This window comes from Streptococcus sp. V913, from assembly GCF_054353455.1.
Genome location: NZ_JBTHHX010000001.1, coordinates 646,817 through 668,007, shown reverse-complemented (window position 1 = coordinate 668,007; position 21,191 = coordinate 646,817). Strand labels below are relative to the sequence as shown.

General features: G+C 41.0%; 15 protein-coding genes. 10 read left to right on the top strand and 5 right to left on the bottom strand.

What is annotated here, in order from left to right; translation table 11 throughout:
- The first annotated feature begins 9 nt into the window (after positions 1–9).
- The 4 genes from ilvC to ACXYSL_RS03280 all read left to right on the top strand — a co-directional run bounded on the left by ilvC (position 10) and on the right by ACXYSL_RS03280 (position 3,663).
- A complete protein-coding gene (ilvC, locus tag ACXYSL_RS03295; protein WP_000290683.1) occupies positions 10–1,032 on the top strand; it encodes a ketol-acid reductoisomerase in 1,023 nt (340 codons plus the stop codon).
- 79 nt (positions 1,033–1,111) lie between these two features.
- Positions 1,112–2,362: a threonine ammonia-lyase IlvA gene (gene ilvA, locus ACXYSL_RS03290; RefSeq protein ID WP_458623963.1), complete on the top strand. Its 1,251-nt coding sequence runs from the start codon at positions 1,112–1,114 to the stop codon at positions 2,360–2,362.
- An 82-nt stretch (positions 2,363–2,444) separates the two neighbouring features.
- Positions 2,445–3,341, top strand: coding sequence for an SPFH domain-containing protein (locus tag ACXYSL_RS03285; RefSeq protein ID WP_000244068.1), 897 nt, complete (start codon positions 2,445–2,447; stop codon positions 3,339–3,341).
- Between the two features lie 106 nt (positions 3,342–3,447).
- A complete protein-coding gene (locus tag ACXYSL_RS03280; protein ID WP_000241003.1) occupies positions 3,448–3,663 on the top strand; it encodes a capsule biosynthesis transcriptional regulator in 216 nt (71 codons plus the stop codon).
- 92 nt (positions 3,664–3,755) lie between these two features.
- On the opposite strand, the gene ACXYSL_RS03275 is transcribed toward ACXYSL_RS03280, so the two are convergent.
- Together ACXYSL_RS03275 and ACXYSL_RS03270 are read right to left on the bottom strand one after the other, a co-directional pair.
- Positions 3,756–4,496 (bottom strand): amino acid ABC transporter ATP-binding protein, encoded by a 741-nt coding sequence (locus ACXYSL_RS03275; protein WP_000193353.1) that lies wholly within the window; start codon positions 4,494–4,496, stop codon positions 3,756–3,758.
- Positions 4,493–6,061 carry an ABC transporter substrate-binding protein/permease gene (locus ACXYSL_RS03270; protein ID WP_458623962.1) on the bottom strand — a complete coding sequence of 523 codons (1,569 nt, stop codon included), beginning with the start codon at positions 6,059–6,061 and terminating at the stop codon, positions 4,493–4,495. Before ACXYSL_RS03270 ends, ACXYSL_RS03275 begins: the two co-directional genes overlap by 4 nt.
- A 130-nt stretch (positions 6,062–6,191) precedes the next feature.
- On the opposite strand from ACXYSL_RS03270, the gene ACXYSL_RS03265 reads away from it, so the two are divergent.
- Positions 6,192–8,084 carry a DUF2207 family protein gene (locus ACXYSL_RS03265; RefSeq protein WP_458623961.1) on the top strand — a complete coding sequence of 631 codons (1,893 nt, stop codon included), beginning with the start codon at positions 6,192–6,194 and terminating at the stop codon, positions 8,082–8,084.
- Between the two features lie 59 nt (positions 8,085–8,143).
- Complete coding sequence (locus ACXYSL_RS03260; protein ID WP_009729779.1) at positions 8,144–8,989, top strand: undecaprenyl-diphosphate phosphatase; 846 nt, start codon at positions 8,144–8,146, stop codon at positions 8,987–8,989.
- 33 nt (positions 8,990–9,022) lie between these two features.
- On the opposite strand, the gene dinB is transcribed toward ACXYSL_RS03260, so the two are convergent.
- Positions 9,023–10,084 (bottom strand): DNA polymerase IV, encoded by a 1,062-nt coding sequence (gene dinB, locus ACXYSL_RS03255; protein ID WP_458623960.1) that lies wholly within the window; start codon positions 10,082–10,084, stop codon positions 9,023–9,025.
- Positions 10,085–10,320: 236 nt separating this feature from the next.
- Between dinB and pflB the strand changes: the two genes are divergently transcribed.
- The gene (gene pflB / locus ACXYSL_RS03250) at positions 10,321–12,636 is read left to right on the top strand and encodes a formate C-acetyltransferase (protein WP_033583856.1); all 2,316 of its coding nucleotides are present in this window, start codon (positions 10,321–10,323) and stop codon (positions 12,634–12,636) included.
- A 393-nt stretch (positions 12,637–13,029) separates the two neighbouring features.
- Complete coding sequence (locus ACXYSL_RS03245; RefSeq protein WP_458623959.1) at positions 13,030–15,135, top strand: ATP-dependent Clp protease ATP-binding subunit; 2,106 nt, start codon at positions 13,030–13,032, stop codon at positions 15,133–15,135.
- Positions 15,136–15,194: 59 nt separating this feature from the next.
- On the opposite strand, the gene ACXYSL_RS03240 is transcribed toward ACXYSL_RS03245, so the two are convergent.
- Both ACXYSL_RS03240 and ACXYSL_RS03235 read right to left on the bottom strand, forming a co-directional pair.
- Positions 15,195–15,677: an S-ribosylhomocysteine lyase gene (locus tag ACXYSL_RS03240; RefSeq protein ID WP_247945953.1), complete on the bottom strand. Its 483-nt coding sequence runs from the start codon at positions 15,675–15,677 to the stop codon at positions 15,195–15,197.
- A gap of 91 nt (positions 15,678–15,768) precedes the next feature.
- Positions 15,769–17,253, bottom strand: a complete 1,485-nt coding sequence (locus ACXYSL_RS03235) for a DUF1846 domain-containing protein (RefSeq protein ID WP_458623958.1) — start codon at positions 17,251–17,253, stop codon at positions 15,769–15,771.
- A 152-nt stretch (positions 17,254–17,405) separates the two neighbouring features.
- Between ACXYSL_RS03235 and ACXYSL_RS03230 the strand changes: the two genes are divergently transcribed.
- Both ACXYSL_RS03230 and ACXYSL_RS03225 read left to right on the top strand, forming a co-directional pair.
- Entirely contained in the window at positions 17,406–19,016 is a 1,611-nt protein-coding gene (locus ACXYSL_RS03230; RefSeq protein WP_458623957.1) for a glycoside hydrolase family 13 protein, read from the top strand.
- A 167-nt stretch (positions 19,017–19,183) separates the two neighbouring features.
- Entirely contained in the window at positions 19,184–21,151 is a 1,968-nt protein-coding gene (locus tag ACXYSL_RS03225; RefSeq protein ID WP_458623956.1) for a peptide ABC transporter substrate-binding protein, read from the top strand.
- Positions 21,152–21,191: the final 40 nt, after the last annotated feature.

Sequence of the window (21,191 nt, the reverse complement as noted above, 5' to 3'; positions counted from 1 at the left end):
AGAAAAACTATGGCAGTTCAAATGGAATACGAAAAAGATGTTAAAGTAGCAGCGCTTGATGGTAAAAAAATCGCCGTAATCGGTTATGGTTCACAAGGACATGCGCATGCGCAAAACTTGCGTGACTCAGGTCGTGATGTCATCATCGGTGTACGTCCTGGTAAATCTTTTGACAAAGCAAAAGAAGATGGATTTGACACTTATACAGTAGCAGAAGCAACTAAATTGGCTGACGTTATCATGATCTTGGCACCAGACGAAATCCAACAAGAATTGTACGAAGCAGAAATCGCTCCAAATTTGGAAGCTGGAAACGCAGTTGGATTTGCTCATGGTTTCAACATCCACTTTGAATTTATCAAAGTTCCTGCAGATGTAGATGTCTTCATGTGTGCTCCTAAAGGACCAGGACACTTAGTACGTCGTACTTACGAAGAAGGCTTTGGTGTTCCGGCTCTTTATGCAGTATATCAAGACGCTACAGGAAATGCGAAAAATATTGCTATGGACTGGTGTAAAGGTGTTGGAGCAGCCCGTGTTGGTTTGCTTGAAACAACTTACAAAGAAGAAACTGAAGAAGATTTGTTTGGTGAACAAGCCGTACTTTGTGGTGGTTTGACTGCCCTTATCGAAGCAGGTTTTGAAGTCTTGACAGAAGCAGGCTACGCCCCAGAATTGGCTTACTTTGAAGTTCTTCATGAAATGAAATTGATCGTTGACTTGATCTATGAAGGTGGATTCAAGAAAATGCGTCAATCTATTTCAAACACTGCTGAATACGGTGACTATGTATCAGGTCCACGTGTGATTACTGAGCAAGTTAAAGAAAACATGAAAGCTGTTTTGGCAGACATTCAAAATGGTAAATTTGCCAATGACTTTGTAAATGACTACAAAGCTGGTCGTCCAAAATTAACTGCTTACCGTGAACAAGCAGCTAACCTTGAAATTGAAAAAGTTGGTGCTGAATTGCGTAAAGCAATGCCTTTCGTTGGTAAAAACGACGATGACGCATTCAAAATCTACAACTAATTCTTGTGAAGAAAAACAGAAGGCGAGTTGGGGGTACCTAACTCGCTTTTTATCTTAAAAAGTATTTGAGGAGGAGACAATGCTAAGTGCAAAAGACGTGGTGAAAGCCCACAAAGTATTGAGTGGTGTAGTAGTCAATACTCCGCTTGATTATGATCATTATTTATCGGAGAAGTATGGTGCTAAGATTTATTTGAAGAAGGAGAATGCCCAGCGTGTTCGTTCCTTTAAGATTCGCGGAGCCTATTATGCCATTTCTCAATTAACAAAAGAAGAACGTGAGCGTGGTGTAGTCTGTGCCTCTGCAGGAAATCACGCCCAAGGTGTCGCCTATACTTGTAATGAGATGAAAATTCCTGCAACCATCTTTATGCCCATCACAACACCGCAACAAAAGATTGGACAGGTCCGCTTTTTTGGTGGTGATTTTGTGACAATTAAGTTAGTTGGGGATACCTTTGATGCTTCTGCTAAGGCGGCACAAGAGTTTACACTGTCAGAAAATCGTACCTTCATTGATCCTTTTGATGATGTTCATGTTCAGGCTGGTCAAGGGACTGTAGCCTATGAGATTCTTGAAGAAGCCCGTAAAGAGTCTATTGATTTTGATACAGTACTTGTACCAGTAGGCGGTGGTGGATTGATTGCCGGTGTTTCAACCTACATCAAGGAAACCAACCCGACTATTGAAGTGATTGGGGTAGAAGCCAATGGAGCCCGCTCTATGAAGGTTGCCTTTGAGGCTGGGGGACCAGTTAAACTCAAAGAAATTGATAAGTTTGCTGATGGGATAGCTGTACAGAAAGTTGGACAGTTGACCTATGAAGCGACCCGAAAGAATGTTGAAACGCTGATTGGGGTGGACGAGGGATTGATTTCTGAAACCTTGATTGATCTTTATTCCAAACAAGGTATTGTAGCAGAACCAGCCGGAGCTGCCAGCGTTGCAGCCTTGGAAGTTTTATCAGACTATATCAAAGGCAAGACGATTTGTTGTATTATTTCTGGAGGAAATAACGATATCAACCGCATGCCAGAGATGGAAGAACGTGCCTTGATTTACGATGGAATCAAGCATTACTTTGTAGTGAATTTCCCACAGCGTCCAGGAGCTCTCCGAGAGTTTGTAAATGACATTTTGGGGCCAAATGATGACATCACTCGTTTTGAATATATCAAACGAGCAAGTAAGGGGACGGGTCCTGTATTGATTGGGATTGCTCTTGCCAATAAGCATGATTATGCTGGATTGATTCATCGAATGGAAAAGTTTGACCCGTCTTATATTAATTTGAATGGAAATGAAACACTGTATAATATGCTAGTTTAAACTAAAATAAAATTATTATCATATTATTTGCGTAATGATAACGATGGTGTTATAATGAGGGTGATGAAAGGGGGAGATTCCCATGGTTTTACAAATTTTACTTGTTGTATTGATTTTAGTGGTGATTGCATCAGTGATTACGATTAGTTCTGTATATGTGGTACGACAACAATCTGTCGCTATTATAGAACGCTTTGGTAAATACCAAAAGTTGAGCAATAGTGGTATTCATTTGCGGGCTCCCTTTGGGATTGATAGAATTGCAGCAAGAGTACAACTACGCTTGTTGCAGAGTGAAATCGTTGTAGAGACAAAGACGCAAGATAATGTATTTGTAACGATGAATGTGGCAACTCAGTATCGAGTGAATGAAAACAATGTCACAGATGCCTATTATAAATTGATGCGTCCAGAAGCCCAAATCAAATCCTATATTGAAGATGCTTTGCGCTCATCTGTACCAAAGTTAACCCTAGATGAGTTGTTTGAGAAGAAGGATGAAATCGCCTTAGAAGTTCAAAAACAAGTGGCAGAAGAAATGTCTACATATGGGTATATCATTGTCAAGACGCTGATTACTAAGGTTGAACCTGATGCTGAAGTAAAACAATCAATGAATGAAATCAATGCAGCTCAACGTAAGAGAGTTGCAGCGCAAGAACTTGCTGAAGCAGATAAGATTAAGATCGTGACCGCAGCAGAAGCAGAAGCAGAAAAAGATCGCCTACATGGTGTAGGGATTGCAGAACAGCGTAAAGCGATTGTTGACGGACTGGCTGATTCTATCAAAGAGTTAAAGGGAGCTAATGTTGAGCTGACTGAAGAACAAATCATGTCTATCCTATTAACGAACCAGTATTTAGATACATTGAATAATTTTGCAGAAAAAGAAGGTAATAATACAATCTTCCTACCAGCAAATCCTAATGGAGTTGAGGATATAAGAACTCATATATTATCGGCTTTAAAAGCCAAATAAAAATATGCAGAATAATATAGTTGTGACGAATATATGTTTTTTTATTGACAGATGAAATAAAAACGTATACAATTAAGAATTGTAAAGAATAATTCAGGAGAAGAACATGGTTAAGTCAAACTTTGAAAAGGTAGAAGCAGTTGTTGGCTGGGTTCGTGATAAGAAGATCACAGGTTACCGTATCTCTAAAGAAACGAATGCGCGTGAAATGTCTATCATTGCCCTAGCGCAAGGACGCGCAAAAGTTAAAAATATTTCATTTGAAACAGCTCTTAGTTTAATCGATTTCTATGAAAAAAATCATGAAAAATTTGAAGATTGAACTGTGGTTACAGGCAGATTTCTGAATCGAGTCTGCCTTTCCTTTACAATTACAAACTAAAAAGACTGCATTCTGTATGCAGTCTTTATTTATTAATTGAGATAACGCTGAAGGAATTCTTTTGTCCGTTCTTCTTTAGGGTTCGTGAAGAGTTCTTCAGGTTTACCTTCTTCTGCAATGATTCCCTTGTCCATGAAGATGACACGATGGGAGACGTCGCGAGCAAATTCCATTTCGTGGGTTACAACAATCATGGTCAAACCTTCTTGAGCTAGATCCTGCATAATTTTGAGGACTTCTCCGACCATTTCGGGGTCAAGGGCAGATGTTGGTTCGTCGAAGAGAATGGCGTCAGGATTCATGGAGAGTGCACGAGCGATAGCTACACGTTGCTTTTGTCCACCTGAAAGTTGCTTCGGCTTGGCTTGCCAGTAACGTTCTCCCATACCAACTTTTTCAAGATTCTCTTTGGCAATTTTTTCAGCTTCAGAGTGGTCACGTTTGAGTACTGTCGTTTGGGCGACGATGGTATTTTCGAGGACATTCAGATTTTCAAAGAGATTGAAAGATTGGAAAACCATACCGAGCTTTTCACGATAATGGGTGAGGTTATAGCCTTTTTCCAGGACATTTTCTCCGCGATAGAGAATCTCTCCTCCTGTAGGTGTTTCTAGTAAATTAATCGAACGAAGGAAGGTTGATTTTCCGCTTCCCGAGCTTCCGATGATGGAAATAACCTCTCCTTTATGGACGGTGAGAGAAATGTCTTTTAGCACTTCATTTTGTCCATAGGATTTTTTTAGGTGTTTGATTTCAAGGATTGGTTGTGTCATTTTTTCAAATCCCCCGTTTGCATTTGGTTAGCACCTGTAGTGTAAGTGTCCATGTCCATATAGCGTTCGATAAAACGTAGGACACGGGTCACAGTGAAGGTGAGGACAAAGTAAATCACTGCAATGATGGTAAAGGTCTGGAAGTATTGATAGGTTTGCGTCGCCACAGTATTTCCTGAGAAATAAAGCTCGACAACTGAAATAACGTTCAATACAGAGGTATCTTTGATATTGATGACAAACTCATTACCAGTAGCAGGTAGAATATTACGGACAACCTGAGGAAGGACAATCTTACGCATGGTTTGATTGTGGGTCATACCAAGAGCGGTTGCAGCTTCGAACTGTCCCTTGTCGACTGCTAGAATACCACCACGAACGATTTCTGTCATGTAGGCACCCGTGTTGATTGAGACGATAAAGATAGCAGCCAGTGTCCGGTCGAGATTGATACCGAAAGCTTGAGCAGTACCATAGTAGATAACCATGGATTGAACAATCATCGGTGTACCACGGAAGATTTCAATATAGACATTGAGGAACCAACCGACTAGTTTTTGTAGGCTGTAAATGGCTTTGTTTTCCGAGAGAGGAGCAGTACGGAAGACACCAATGGCAAGACCGATAATGAGACCTACGATAGTTCCGATGATTGAGATTAAGAGTGTGATACCAGCACCACGCAAGAGCTGTTGCCAGTTTTCAGAAAGAATTTTAGCAACTTGGTTGAAGAAATTACTGCTACTTTCTTCAGTTGTTGTGGCTTCGGCAGGTTGCTCCTGAATCATACGATCCATGAGGGCTACTTGCTCATCCTTAGAGATGGTTTCAATACTCGCATTGATTTGGCTGATACGACTGTCATCTTTACGAAGTCCAATGGCGATAGCTGTATCTTCTTCGCCAGTTTTGAAACCTGGTTGGGGTTGGATCATTTTGAACTTAGCGTTAGCAGACTCAGCGGTCATTGCTTCAGGTCGTTCAGAAACATAGGCATCAATAACACCTGCCTCCAAAGCTTGACGCATCTGAGCGAAGTCCCCCATAGCTGTTTCTTTTTTGGCACCTGGAATTTGAGAAATCAAATCATAAAGGTAAACACCTTGTTGAGAAGTGATTTTTGCTCCGCTAAAATCTTCCAAAGATTTGGCATTCGCGTAGGCAGAGTCCTTTTTTACTAATAGAACCGGTTCGCTAGTATAGTAACTGTTTGAAAAGGCAATTTCTTGTTTACGTTCAGCGGTTGGGCTCATACCAGCAATGATCATATCGATTTTGCCAGAAGTAAGGGCTGGAACAAGTCCTTCCCACTTTGTTTTTACGACCAAAGGTTCCTTACCTAGATCTTTGGCAATTTTTTTAGCAATTTGAACATCATAGCCGTTGGCATATTGATTGGTACCGTCGATTTTGACGGCGCCGTTACTATCGTCGTCTTGGGTCCAGTTGAAGGGAGCGTAAGCTGCCTCCATCCCGATGCGTAAATATTCGTCGGCTTGGACTTGGCTAACTAGTCCTAAGGTAAGGGCTAGGCTAGCAATGATAGATAAGCATAATTTTTTCATGTTTTCTCCTATTTCTAGTCTAAAAATGACTTCTCTCTATTGTATCTAAAAATGGTGAGATTTTCAATACAAGTAAGCCTTTACTTATAAAAAATGATATAATGGTGAAAAGATTGAAAGGGAATCAATTATGAAAAAAAGATGGTTGGTGACTTTGGTATTTGCTTGTTTATTATTTATACCGAGCCTAGTTTTTGCAGTAGACTTTGATATCTTATCCTATCAGGGTGATTTGAATATTCATGCAGATAATACTGCAATTTTTAAGGAAACAATTACCTACCGTTTTGGAGATGATTATAATGGTCAGCTAGTTGGGCTGGGAAAAGCTGGGAAAATGCCAGAAGGATTTGACATTGATCCCGACCCGACCGTTCAAGTGTCTAAAAATGGGCAAATTATTCAAAATGTTTCCTTTTATACTATGGAGGAAGAGGACGGCTACAAGGTAAAAATTTACAATGCTGGATATGCTGGAGATACTGTTCGGGTGACGGTTACCTGGAAACTATCAAATCTTCTCTTCTTATACAGTGATATAGCGGAGTTAAATTGGCAACCCTTGACAGATAGTTCTGGAGATATTAAAGAGTTTGAGTTCAAGGTCAGCTCTGAAAATCCAGCAGAGAAACTCTATTTCCATACAGGAAAACTCTTTAAGGAAGCTAGTGTCAAAAAGGTAAATGATTTCTACCAGGTCAAGATGAAAGATCTTCCGAGAAATCGTCAGGTGGAACTACATGCCTATTGGCCGAGAAGTGCTTTTGCAGAAGCTCCGGATCAAGGCTTGGTATCTGATAACCTCATTTGGTTTAAAAGAGTTGAGCTTGAAATAGCAAGTGAAAAAGCTTCGGACAAGATTGTGATGATGTGGCTTATTCCAATTGTTTTGACGGTTCTTCTGTTTGTCGGTTTAATCTTTTATAAACGTTTCAAAAAAGAAATTAGTCCCGAGAAGAAATTTGCTAAGAACCATCGTCTCTATGAGCCACCTATGGACTGGCCTCCGATGGTTTTAGCAGAGAGTGTATATTCCTTATCACTGGGCGAAATGAAACCGGGAGCAAAAGGATTTGGTCGTTTTACATTTGAACGAGTCATTCAGGCTACTTTGCTAGATCTAGTAGATAGAGGGCATTTGTCTATTGAGAAAGGGGAAAAAGAACCAATTCTTAAAATCATAAACGAAAGTGGATTGGCAAATTTTGAGAAGGAATGTCTGACACTTTGCTTTTCAGATAAGAGAGAGTTAGCAATTTCGGATCTGTTTTCAGATTATCAGGTTTCACCAAGTATTTATCGTGGAGTTTCTAAAAAGGATGCAAAGCAAGTTCAGGAGATAGGAAAGCAGCTGAAACGTTCGTTTGATAGACGCATCTCTAACATTGAAAAGCGCATCAAAGACAAGGTGCATGCGTTGCGTATTCCAAATTATTACCGTCCTTTGAGTACGGGTGAGAAGAAACTATCTCTAGTTATGTGGATTGGATTAATTGGTTCAGCCGTAGGAAGCTGGCTATTCTTCTACTGTAGTTGGAATACGTATGGTTTTGTTTCGTTCTACCTCCTCTTTTTGGGATTACTTGCTTCCATTACTTTAGTGCTAATTTATGTTGTAACATACGGGTATTATGATAATGGTGTCTTGACAGATGAAGGGGCAGAGGTTTACTATCACTGGAAGAGTTTTGAAAACATGCTTCGCAATATCGCCCGTCTAGACAAGGCTGAGTTGGAGAGTATCGTCCTTTGGAATCGCCTTCTGGTCTATGCGACTCTTTTTGGTTATGCCAAAAAGGTCAGCCAGTTAATGAAAGTTCGGCAAATTCATCTTGAAAATCCAGACTTAGATAGTTACATTGCCTATGGCTGGTATGCGCAACTTCATACCTATACTGGACAGATGAAATACTATGCAGCGGTCGCAAACACAGCAAGTACCTACTCCGTATCTTCTGGAAGTGGTTCTTCAGGTGGAGGATTCTCAGGAGGCGGAGGCGGTGGTAGCATCGGTGCCTTCTAAAAAACCTATCGCATAATCCGAAATTATGCTATAATAGAGGACAGAAAAAGGAGTAATACATGTATCTTATTGAAATTTTGAAGTCGATCTTTTTTGGGATTGTTGAAGGAATTACAGAATGGTTGCCCATTTCAAGTACGGGTCACTTGATCTTGGTTGAAGAATTTGTACAATACAAGGACCAAAATGAAGCCTTCATGTCCATGTTTAATGTTGTCATTCAGCTCGGTGCTATCTTAGCGGTTATGGTGATTTACTTTAACAAGCTCAATCCCTTCAAACCTGGTAAAAATAAGGTGGAAGTCCGTCGAACTTGGCAATTGTGGTCAAAAGTCCTCGTTGCGACCTTGCCTTTATTGTTAGTCTTTAAGCTGGATGATTGGTTTGACACTCATTTTCATAATATGGTATCAGTTGCGATTATGTTGATTATCTATGGTGTTGCCTTTATCTATCTTGAAAAAAGAAATAAGGCGCAAGCTATTGAACCAACAATCACAGAACTTGAAAAGCTTCCCTACAAGACAGCTCTCTATATCGGACTCTTCCAAGTCCTCGCCCTCTTCCCAGGAACGAGCCGTTCAGGTGCGACGATTGTCGGTGGTTTGTTAAATGGAACGAGTCGCTCTGTCGTAACAGAGTTTACCTTCTATCTCGGAATTCCTGTTATGTTTGGGGCTAGTGCTTTAAAGATTTTCAAATTTATAAAAGCAGGTCAACTCTTGAGTTTTGGACAACTGTTCTTGCTTTTGGTTGCTATGGGAGTAGCCTTCGCGGTCAGCATGGTTGCTATTCGCTTCTTGACTGGCTATGTGAAGAAGCACGACTTTACCCTCTTTGGTAAATACCGTATCGTACTCGGTAGTGTCTTGTTGCTCTATAGTTTTGTGCGTTTATTTGTATAAGAAAAAGCTTGAGGGAATCTTCCTTCAAGCTTTTTAAAATCCTGTTACTGTGACTCCTAGCAAACGAATGCCTTTTTCTTTTTCAGCTAGTTCTTCGTAGAGTTGAAGGGCAGTTTGAGAAATCTGACTAGCATCCTGTGTTGCTTGTGGGAGGCTTTTTCGTCTAGTTAGAGTAGAGAAGTCAGCATATCGTATTTTTAGGATAATGATTTTTCCAGCTTTGCCTTGTTGGCTGAGATTGTGAGCTACCTTTTCTGAGAGAAGAGTCAGCTCTTTTCTGATGTCTTCTTCTACTTGCAGGATTTTTCCGTAGGTTTTTTCCTTGCCAATGGACTTGCGAATACGATTGGCCTTGACCGGTGAATTATGAATGCCCCTAGCCTTTCGATAAAGATCAAAACCGAGTCTGCCAAACCGATCGATTAAAGTGACTTCTGAGACATCCAATAAGTCTGCGCCAGTATAAATGCCCATTTCATGAAGGCGTTCAACTGTTTTTTTGCCTACGCCATGGAATTTAGCAATGTCCATTTGTTTGAGAAAGTCTTGGGCCTGATCTGGGAGGATAACTGTTAAACCATGTGGTTTTTGATAGTCACTAGCCATTTTAGCTAAGAATTTGTTATAAGAGATGCCTGCAGAAGCAGTCAGGCGTAGTTCATGCCAGATATCCTGTTGGATGAGGCGGGCTATTTTGACTGCCGATTTGATACCAAGTTTGTTTTCGGTTACATCCAAGTAGGCTTCGTCAATACTCATAGGTTCAATCAAATCAGTATAGCGTTTAAAAATAGCTCGAATCTGAAGTCCCACAGTTTTGTATTTTTCATAATTTCCGGAGATAAAGATGGCTTGAGGACAACGCTCATAAGCTTCTTTAGAACTCATGGCAGAGTGAATGCCAAAGGCTCGCGCCTCGTAGCTACAGGTAGAAACGACACCTCGACCACCTGTTTGTCTGGGGTCGCTCCCAATGATGACAGGTTTTCCTTTTAACTTAGGATTGTCTCTTATTTCCACCGCAGCAAAAAAGGCATCCATGTCGATATGGATGATTTTTCTGGACAAATCATTTATCAATGGAAATATGAGCATTCCAATCCCTTTCTAGAGTCATTTTCTATTTATTATACCCTTTTTTCTGAAAAAATGGGAAAGTTCAACCTGACTTTCAAAAATATAATACAGATTAGAGCAAAAAAGGGGCTGTAGTATAAAAGAAAGCGCCTAAAATGCCGGTTTTCTCTTGTTGAAATCGGTTACTGTGTGGTATACTTGATTTATGAATGTAACAGATAGTTGTTACTAGAAAGAAAAATGAGGACATTAACATGGTTGTTAAGACAGTTGTTGAAGCGCAAGATATTTTTGATAAAGCTTGGGAAGGCTTCAAAGGCGTAGATTGGAAAGAAAAAGCAAGTATTTCTCGCTTCGTTCAAGCTAACTACACACCTTACGACGGAGATGAAAGTTTCCTTGCTGGCCCAACAGAACGTTCGCTTCACATCAAAAAAATCGTAGAAGAAACAAAAGCACACTACGAAGAAACTCGTTTCCCAATGGACACTCGTCCAACATCTATTGCTGATATTCCTGCTGGATTTATCGACAAAGAAAACGAATTGATCTTCGGTATCCAAAACGATGAACTCTTCAAATTGAATTTCATGCCAAAAGGTGGTATCCGTATGGCTGAAACTACTTTGAAAGAAAATGGATACGAACCAGATCCAGCTGTTCATGAAATCTTCACAAAATACGTAACAACAGTTAACGACGGTATTTTCCGTGCTTACACTTCAAATATCCGTCGTGCTCGTCACGCTCACACTGTAACTGGTCTTCCAGATGCTTACTCACGTGGACGTATCATCGGTGTTTACGCACGTCTTGCTCTTTACGGTGCAGACTACTTGATGCAAGAAAAAGTAAACGACTGGAATGCAATTAAAGAAATTGATGAAGAAACAATCCGTCTTCGCGAAGAAGTAAACCTTCAATACCAAGCATTGCAACAAGTTGTTCGCTTGGGTGACCTTTACGGTGTTGACGTTCGCAAACCAGCGATGAACGTCAAAGAAGCTATCCAATGGGTGAACATCGCCTTCATGGCTGTCTGCCGTGTTATCAACGGTGCTGCAACATCTCTAGGACGTGTGCCAATCGTATTGGATATCTTTGCAGAACGTGACCTTGCTCGTGGTACATTTACTGAATCAGAAATCCAAGAGTTTGTTGATGATTTCGTTATGAAACTTCGTACAGTTAAATTTGCTCGTACAAAAGCTTATGACCAATTGTACTCAGGTGACCCAACTTTCATCACAACTTCTATGGCTGGTATGGGTAACGACGGTCGTCACCGTGTTACTAAGATGGACTACCGTTTCTTGAACACTCTTGACAACATCGGTAACTCTCCAGAGCCAAACTTGACAGTTCTTTGGACTGACAAATTACCTTATAGCTTCCGTCGCTACTGTATGCACATGAGCCATAAACACTCTTCTATCCAATACGAAGGTGTAACAACAATGGCTAAAGACGGATATGGTGAAATGAGCTGTATTTCATGCTGTGTGTCACCACTTGACCCAGAAAATGAAGAACAACGTCACAACATCCAGTACTTCGGTGCTCGTGTTAACGTATTGAAAGCCCTTCTTACTGGTTTGAACGGTGGTTACGACGATGTTCACAAAGACTACAAGGTATTTGACATAGAACCAATCCGTGACGAAGTTCTTGAATTCGAATCAGTTAAAGCGAACTTTGAAAAATCTCTTGACTGGTTGACTGACACTTACGTAGATGCTTTGAACATCATCCACTACATGACTGATAAGTACAACTACGAAGCGGTTCAAATGGCCTTCTTGCCAACTAAACAACGTGCTAACATGGGATTCGGTATCTGTGGATTTGCCAATACTGTTGACACATTGTCAGCAATCAAGTACGCTACAGTTAAACCAATCCGTGACGAGGATGGCTACATCTACGATTACGAAACAATCGGTGAATACCCACGTTGGGGTGAAGATGACCCACGTTCAAACGAATTGGCAGAATGGTTGATTGAAGCTTACACAACTCGTCTACGTAGCCACAAACTCTACAAGAACGCAGAAGCTACAGTATCACTTTTGACCATCACATCTAACGTTGCTTACTCTAAACAAACTGGTAACTCACCAGTCCACAAAGGTGTATACCTCAACGAAGATGGTTCTGTGAACTTGTCTAAACTTGAATTCTTCTCACCAGGTGCTAACCCATCTAACAAAGCTAAAGGTGGATGGTTGCAAAACTTGAACTCACTTGCTAGCCTTGACTTTGGTTATGCAGCTGATGGTATCTCATTGACAACTCAAGTTTCACCTCGTGCTCTTGGTAAAACTCGTGACGAACAAGTAGACAACTTAGTAACAATCCTTGATGGTTACTTCGAAAACGGTGGACAACACTGTAACTTGAACGTAATGGACTTGAAAGATGTTTATGACAAGATTATGAATGGCGAAGATGTCATCGTTCGTATCTCAGGATACTGTGTAAACACCAAATACCTCACTCCAGAACAAAAAACTGAATTAACACAACGTGTCTTCCACGAAGTTCTTTCAATGGATGATGCATTGAGCTAAGATTTTAAATTAAATAGAAAAGGCCAGTTGGAAACGACTGGCTTTTTGCGTCCTTGAAAAATTTTAAAAAATTAGTCAAATTTGGTCAAAAAGTTATTGACTTTTACTGACCAAAGTGATATAGTAGAAACATAAGGAAAATGAATTCCTTAAAAAGCTCATTTTCAACGAATTAGTCTTTGAGAATGAGGTATAGAATCCCGAGAAAGGGGTGAGGCCTATGTTAAATCTAACAGACTTTGAAAAGAAGATGATAAAAGGCTTATTTAAGAAAGAAAAACCAGAAATCATACGTAGGGTAGCTAGTTAGCTAGTCTAAAATTTTTAAAACAAAGGTCAAAGATAGTCAATATCAGAGATCGCAAATAATTAACAATAAACGAGGTAAAGAATATGAACAACAACTTTAATAACTTTAACAACATGGATGATTTATTTAACCAATTGATGGGTGGTATGCGAGGATATAGTTCTGAAAACCGCCGTTACTTGATTAATGGACGAGAAGTGACACCTGAGGAGTTTGCTCACTATCGTGCAACTGGTCAATTACCAGGAAATGCAGAATCTGATGCGCAAATGCAACAACACGCTTCAGGTATGAAACAAGACGGTGTCCTTGCTAAACTAGGTCGAAACTTGACCGCAGAAGCTCGCGAGGGCAAGTTGGATCCTGTTATCGGACGAAACAAGGAAATTCAAGAAACATCTGAAATCCTCTCACGTCGTACCAAAAACAATCCTGTACTTGTCGGAGATGCAGGTGTTGGTAAGACTGCAGTTGTCGAAGGTCTAGCGCAAGCCATTGTGAACGGAGATGTTCCAGCTGCCATCAAGAACAAGGAAATTATTTCTATTGATATCTCAGGTCTTGAGGCTGGTACTCAATACCGTGGTAGCTTTGAAGAAAACGTTCAAAACTTAGTCAATGAAGTGAAAGAAGCAGGAAATATTATCCTCTTCTTTGATGAAATCCACCAAATCCTTGGCGCTGGCTCAATCGGAGGAGACAGTGGTTCTAAAGGGCTTGCGGATATTCTCAAGCCAGCTCTCTCTCGTGGTGAATTGACCGTTATTGGAGCGACAACTCAAGACGAATACCGTAACACCATCTTGAAAAATGCAGCTCTTGCTCGTCGTTTCAACGAAGTGAAGGTCAATGCTCCTTCAGCAGAGGATACCTTTAAAATCCTTCAAGGAATTCGTGACCTCTATCAACAACACCACAATGTTATCTTGCCAGATGAAGTCTTGAAAGCAGCAGTGGATTATTCTATCCAATACATTCCACAACGCAGCTTGCCAGATAAGGCTATTGACCTTGTAGACGTAACGGCTGCTCACTTGGCAGCTCAACATCCTGTAACAGATGTGCATGCTGTTGAACGGGAAATTGAGGCAGAAAAAGACAAGCAAGAAAAAGCAGTTGAGGCAGAAGATTTTGAAGCAGCTCTCAATGCCAAAATACGTATTGCAGAATTAGAGAAAAAAGTCGAAAACCACACAGAAGACATGAAAGTGACTGCAAGCATCAACGATGTGGCTGAATCTGTGGAACGAATGACAGGTATCCCAGTTTCACAAATGGGAGCATCAGATATCGAACGTTTGAAAGATATGGCTCATCGCTTGGAACACAAGGTTATCGGCCAAGACAAGGCGGTTGAAGCTGTAGCTCGTGCTATCCGTCGTAACCGTGCTGGTTTTGATGAAGGCAATCGCCCAATCGGTAGCTTCCTCTTTGTAGGTCCAACTGGGGTTGGTAAGACAGAACTTGCTAAGCAATTAGCGCTCGATATGTTTGGTACTAAAGATGCGATCATTCGCTTGGATATGTCTGAATACAGTGACCGCACAGCCGTATCTAAATTAATCGGTACAACAGCAGGTTATGTTGGGTATGATGACAATAGCAATACCTTGACAGAACGTGTTCGTCGCAATCCATACTCTATCATTCTCTTGGACGAAATTGAAAAGGCTGATCCTCAAGTAATTACCCTTCTCCTCCAAGTCTTGGATGACGGTCGTTTAACTGATGGTCAAGGAAATACAGTGAACTTTAAGAACACGGTCATTATCGCGACATCAAATGCTGGATTTGGCTATGAAGCTAACTTGACAGAAGATGCGGATAAACCAGAGTTGATGGATCGTTTGAAACCATTCTTCCGTCCAGAGTTCCTTAACCGCTTTAACGCAGTTATCGAGTTCTCACACTTGAATAAGGAAGACCTTTCTAAGATTGTGGACTTGATGTTGGCGGAAGTCAACCAAACTTTGGCTAAGAAAGACATTGATTTGGAAGTTAGTCAAGCAGCTAAGGACTTTATCACAGAAGAAGGTTATGACGAAGTTATGGGTGTTCGTCCTCTCCGTCGCGTGGTGGAACAACAAATTCGTGATAAGGTGACGGACTTCCACTTGGATCACCTAGATGCTAAACATTTGGAAGCAGATATGGAAGATGGCGTTTTGGTCATTCGTGAAAAAGCCTAACTCAAGATTTTGAGAATAAAAAAAGAAGGAACTAGCTAAAAGCTGGTTCCTTTTTGTGTTTAGATGATATGGCGCTCAAAGGCATCATCTGAGATTCCTTGTTCCAAGATGAGTTTCGCCCATTCTTTAGCAGAAAAGAGGCTGTGGTCCTTGTAGTTTCCGCAAGATTCGATGGTTGTTCCAGGGACATCTTCCCAAGTAGTGGTTTCCGCGATTTCCTTGAGCGAATCCTTGATAACAGCAGCAATTTCAGCACTGGTATGGCGTCCCCACATAATCATGTGGAAGCCTGTACGGCAACCAAATGGGGAACAATCAATCATCCCGTCGATTCGAGTACGGATGAGTTTGGCCAAGAGGTGCTCGATAGTGTGAAGGCCAGCGGTAGGGATTGAGTCTTCGTTCGGTTGCACCAAGCGAATATCATAGTTGGAGATGATGTCTCCCTTTGGTCCGGTTTCTTCCCCAATCAAGCGAACATAGGGTGCTTTAACAATAGTGTGGTCAAGTTCAAAACTTTCAACAATAACTTCTTTTGACATGGTAGTTCCTTTCAGTTTTCTTTTTTCATTATATCATAAAGGGTGCTGTTGAGATAGAGAGAAAACCTCTCCGATGAAGGAGAGGTTTGAATTATTTCCGATACAAGCGGTCGTATTGGTAGAATGGGTCAAAGGTTACGTTGATACCCAATTTTCGTAGGACATTCTTGTCTTCATCGGTCAAGATGATGGTTGAATGAGCTTCGCTTCCTTTGAGATTCCCAAGTTCTTCCATGGCACGCGCAGCATCAGGATTTTCCATAGCTGTGATGGCTAGCGCAATCAAAATTTCATTTGAGTGGAGGCGAGGATTGCGGCTACCTAGATGATTGATTTTAAGACCTTGAATTGGTTTGACGACTTCAGGCTCGATGAGTTTCACTTCCTTAGCGATGTCAGCTGATTTTTTGATGGCATTGATTAAGGCAGCGGCTGTAGGACCAAAGAGTTCAGAGTTCTTACCAGTGACAATTTCCCCGCTTGGCAATTCAAGGGCTAGGGCAGGACCACCAGTTTCTTCTGCTTTTTGGCATGCAGCAACAGCAACCTTACGGTCTGCAGGAGTGATACCGAGGTCGTTCATGAGCAGTTCAATTTTCTTGACAGCAGATTCGTCAACTTTTTCAGCTTTGAAATCAAGGACTGTTTGATAGTAACGACGAATGATTTCTTGTTTAGAAGCTTCGATAGCAGCCTCATTATCTGTAATAGCGAAGCCAACCATATTGACACCCATGTCTGTTGGAGAAGCGTATGGAGATTCGCCGAGGATGCGCTCTAACATGCGCTTGAGCACTGGGAAAATTTCGATATCACGGTTGTAGTTGACAGTGGTTTCTCCATAGGTTTGAAGATGGAATGGGTCAATCATGTTGACATCATCAAGGTCTGCGGTTGCAGCCTCGTAGGCCAAGTTGACTGGGTGATGAAGGGGAAGATTCCAAACTGGGAAGGTTTCAAATTTAGCGTACCCAGACTTGATACCATTGATTTGGTCGTGGTACATGTTTGACATACAAGTGGCCAATTTTCCAGAACCAGGTCCAGGAGCGGTTACGACAATCAAGTTGCGACTGGTTTTGATGTAGTCGTTTTTCCCCATACCTTCTGGAGAAATGATGTGGTCCATATCCGTCGGATATCCTTTGATTGGATAATGAAGATAAGAATCAATTCCGTTTTTATCTAACTGGTTTCGGAAGGCATCTGCAGCGGGTTGGCCAGCGTATTGTGTGATGACAACCGAACCAACAAAAATTCCCAGCTCATTGAATTTATCAATCAAACGAAGAACTTCTTGGTCATAAGAAATGCCTAGGTCGCCACGTGCTTTGGAATGTTCGATGTTGCTAGCATTAATGGCAATCACAACCTCAACCTGCTCTTTCAATTCTTGCAAGAGCTTGATTTTATTGTCAGGCTCATAACCAGGAAGTACACGAGCAGCGTGGAAATCTTCTAACATTTTGCCACCAAACTCCAAATAGAGCTTGCCATCAAATTGGTTAATGCGCTCCAAAATGTGGTCGCGCTGTAGATTCAGATATTGTTCAGAACTAAAAGCTTGTTTTTTCATTTTTTTACCTCTGACCTCTATTATAATAAAAAATTGGAAGTTAGGAAACTACGGAGCTAAAAAAGAAATTAAAAAGATTAAGCAAACGCTTGCACTAAGTTTTAAAAAGCGCTATCATAGACTATAGATTATTAAAATAATGAGGTAAACAGATGCAAGAAAAATGGTGGCACAATGCCGTAGTCTATCAAGTCTATCCAAAGAGTTTCATGGACAGTAACGGAGATGGAATTGGCGATTTGCCAGGAATTACTAGTAAGTTAGACTACCTAGCTAAGTTAGGAATTACAGCGATTTGGCTTTCTCCCGTTTATGACAGTCCTATGGATGATAATGGCTATGATATTGCTGATTATCAAGCAATTGCAGCTATTTTCGGGACTATGGAGGACATGGACCAACTCATCGCAGAAGCTAGGAAGCGCGATATTCGTATCATCATGGACTTGGTAGTCAATCATACCTCGGATGAACACGCCTGGTTTGTCGAGGCCTGTGAAAATCCTGACAGTCCCGAGCGAGACTACTATATCTGGCGGGATGAGCCCAATGATTTGGAGTCTATCTTTAGTGGGTCTGCTTGGGAATACGATGAAAAATCAGATCAATACTATCTCCACTTTTTCAGTAAGAAACAGCCCGATCTCAACTGGGAGAATGAAAAACTGCGCCAGAGAATTTACGAGATGATGAACTTTTGGATTGATAAAGGTATTGGTGGTTTCCGTATGGATGTCATTGATATGATTGGCAAGATTCCTGATGAGAAAGTAGTCAATAACGGTCCTATGCTCCATCCCTATCTCAAGGAGATGAACCAAGCAACCTTTGGAGATAAGAATCTCTTGACAGTAGGAGAGACCTGGGGAGCAACGCCAGAGATTGCTAAACTGTACTCTGATCCCAAGGGACAAGAATTGTCTATGGTCTTCCAGTTTGAGCACATTTGTCTTCAATATCAGGAAGGGCAACCTAAATGGCACTATCAAAAAGAGCTGAATATCAGTAAGTTAAAAGAAATCTTCAACAAATGGCAGACAGAGTTAGGAGTTGAAGACGGCTGGAATTCCCTCTTCTGGAACAACCATGACCTTCCTCGTATCGTCTCTATCTGGGGAAATGACCAAGAATACCGTGAGAAATCTGCCAAAGCCTTTGCAATCCTACTTCATCTTATGAGAGGGACTCCTTATATCTACCAAGGTGAGGAGATTGGGATGACCAACTATCCATTTGAAACACTGGACCAAGTAGAAGATATTGAATCCCTCAACTATGCGCGTGAAGCTCTTGAGAAAGGCGTTTCTATAGAGGAAATCATGGACAGCATCCGTGTCATTGGTCGTGATAATGCCCGTACCCCAATGCAATGGGATGAGAGTAAAAACGCTGGCTTCTCAACAGGTCAACCTTGGTTGGCAGTTAATCCAAACTACGAAGAAATCAACGTTCAAGAAGCACTGGCAAACCCAGATTCTATTTTCTATACCTATCAGAAACTCATCCAAATCCGTAAGGAGAACAGCTGGCTGATTCGAGCTGATTTTGAATTGCTTGATACAGCTGACAAGATCTTTGCTTATATCCGTAAGGACGGTGACCGTCGTTTCTTAGTTGTGGCTAACTTGTCCAATGAAAAACAAAACTTTTCAGTAGAAGGAGAAGTTAAATCTGTCTTGATTGAAAACACTACAGCTAAAAAAGCAGTCGAGAAACAGACCTTGGCTCCATGGGATGCCTTCTGTGTAGAAATGACTGACTAAAATGAGAGAACTTCAAGCTTCAAAAGCTTGAGGTTTTTTACTAAAAATTATATAGAAAACCCTTTAAAAATATTTGTTAGAATTTTCTAAAAAATATGTCGAAAGCCCTTGCTTTTATGAAAAAATAGGGTATAATGGTGAAAATACTATCTTAAAGGAGATTACTTATGAGATCGAAAAAGTGGCTCTTAGGAGCAGGCGCTGTTTTGAGTGCAGCCCTTCTGTTAACAGCTTGTGGGCAAAGCGAAAAAAAGGCTGATGCTCCCAAGACATTTTCATATGTCTACGCTATGGATCCATCATCTTTGGACTACAGTGTGACGAGCAAGAGCTCAACTTCTGACGTTATAGCCAACGTTGTCGATGGCCTTTTGGAAAATGATAAGTATGGAAACTTAATTCCATCACTTGCAGAAGACTGGTCCGTTTCTAAAGATGGTTTGACTTATACCTACAAACTTCGTAAGGGTGTAAAATGGTATACATCTGAAGGAGAAGAGTATGCTGAAGTCAAGGCTCAGGACTTTGTTACTGGTCTGAAACACGCAGCTGATGGAAAATCAGATGGTCTTACTTTGATTCAAGATTCTATCAAAGGATTAGCTGCCTATATTAGTGGAGAAAGCAATGACTTTTCTACAGTAGGAGTTAAGGCTGTTGACGATTACACAGTAGAATATACGCTCAACAAGCCAGAAAGTTTCTGGAACTCTAAAGTCACAACTGCGACCATGCTTCCAGTAAATGAAGAGTTTCTGAATTCTAAAGGGAGCGACTACGGTGCGCCAACACCATCAAGTATTCTTTATAACGGTCCTTATTTCTTGAAATCATTGACTTCAAAATCAGTCATCGAATATGAAAAGAATCCGAACTACTGGGATAAGGACAATGTTAAGATTGACAACATTAAACTAACTTTCTACGATGGATCAGACCAAGAATCTTTGATTCGTAGTTTTACGCAGGGTGCTTATACAACAGCTCGTCTCTTCCCAACAAGCTCAAATTTTGAGTCAACTAAAAAAGAATACGGCGATAAGATTGTCTACAGTCCACAAGAAGCAACAAGCTACTACCTCACTGTTAACGTAAATCGCCAGTCTTACAATAAAACAGCTAAAACAGACGAAGCTCAAAAAACATCAACAAAAGAAGCTCTTCTTAATAAGAACTTCCGTCAGGCGCTGAACTTTGCCCTTGACCGCCATTCTTACACTGCTCAGTTGAATGGTGAAGAAGGTGCGGACAAAATTATCCGTAACAGCCTAGTGCCTCATGACTACGTTCAAGTAGGTGAAAAAACTTTTGGAGAGTTGGCTCAGGCAGAGCTCGTTTCATATGGAGACCAGTGGAAAGATGTAGCTCTTACAGATGGCAAAGATACGATTTACAGTCCTGAAAAGGCTAAGGCAGCCTTTGCTAAAGCCAAGGAAGAATTGCAAGTCAAGGGTGTTACTTTCCCAATCCATTTGGATATCCCAGTTGAACAAACAGATGTAATCGCGGTTCAACAAACCAACTCACTCAAGCAGTCTATCGAATCATCGCTTGGTACAGAGAATGTCATTGTCGATGTCCTTCAAATGACCGATAATGAAAAGATGAGCATTACGTCTCAAGCCAAGGTGCCATCTCAAAAAGACTATGATTTGAACGGAACTGGTTGGGGACCAGACTATCAAGACCCAGCTACCTACCTAAACATTCTTGATGCCAAGAAGGGTTCTGCCCTTAAACACTTGGGAATCACTCGCGGAAAAGATCCAGAAGTGATGGCTCAAGTTGGACTGGACGAATACAAGAAACTCTTGGATGATGCTGCAGCTGAAACTAGCGACCTCAATAAGCGTTATGAAAAATACGCCAAAGCTCAAGCTTGGGTGTCTGATAGCTCGCTCTTGATTCCAGTTGCTTCTTCAGGTGGTTCTCCAACTGTTAGCCGAACTGTACCATTCACAAAAGCCTACTCTCAAGTCGGAATCAAGGGAGACCCATTTGTGTTCAAAGGTTTGGAATTGCAAAATGACGTCGTGACTGCAAAAGAATACGAAGAAGCCTTCAAGAAATGGCAACAAGAAAAAATCGAAACAAATGCCAAATACCAAAAAGAACTTGAAAAACACGTCAAGTAATTTATAAACAGAAAAGGAAGTTGCAGAAAAACTATACTTC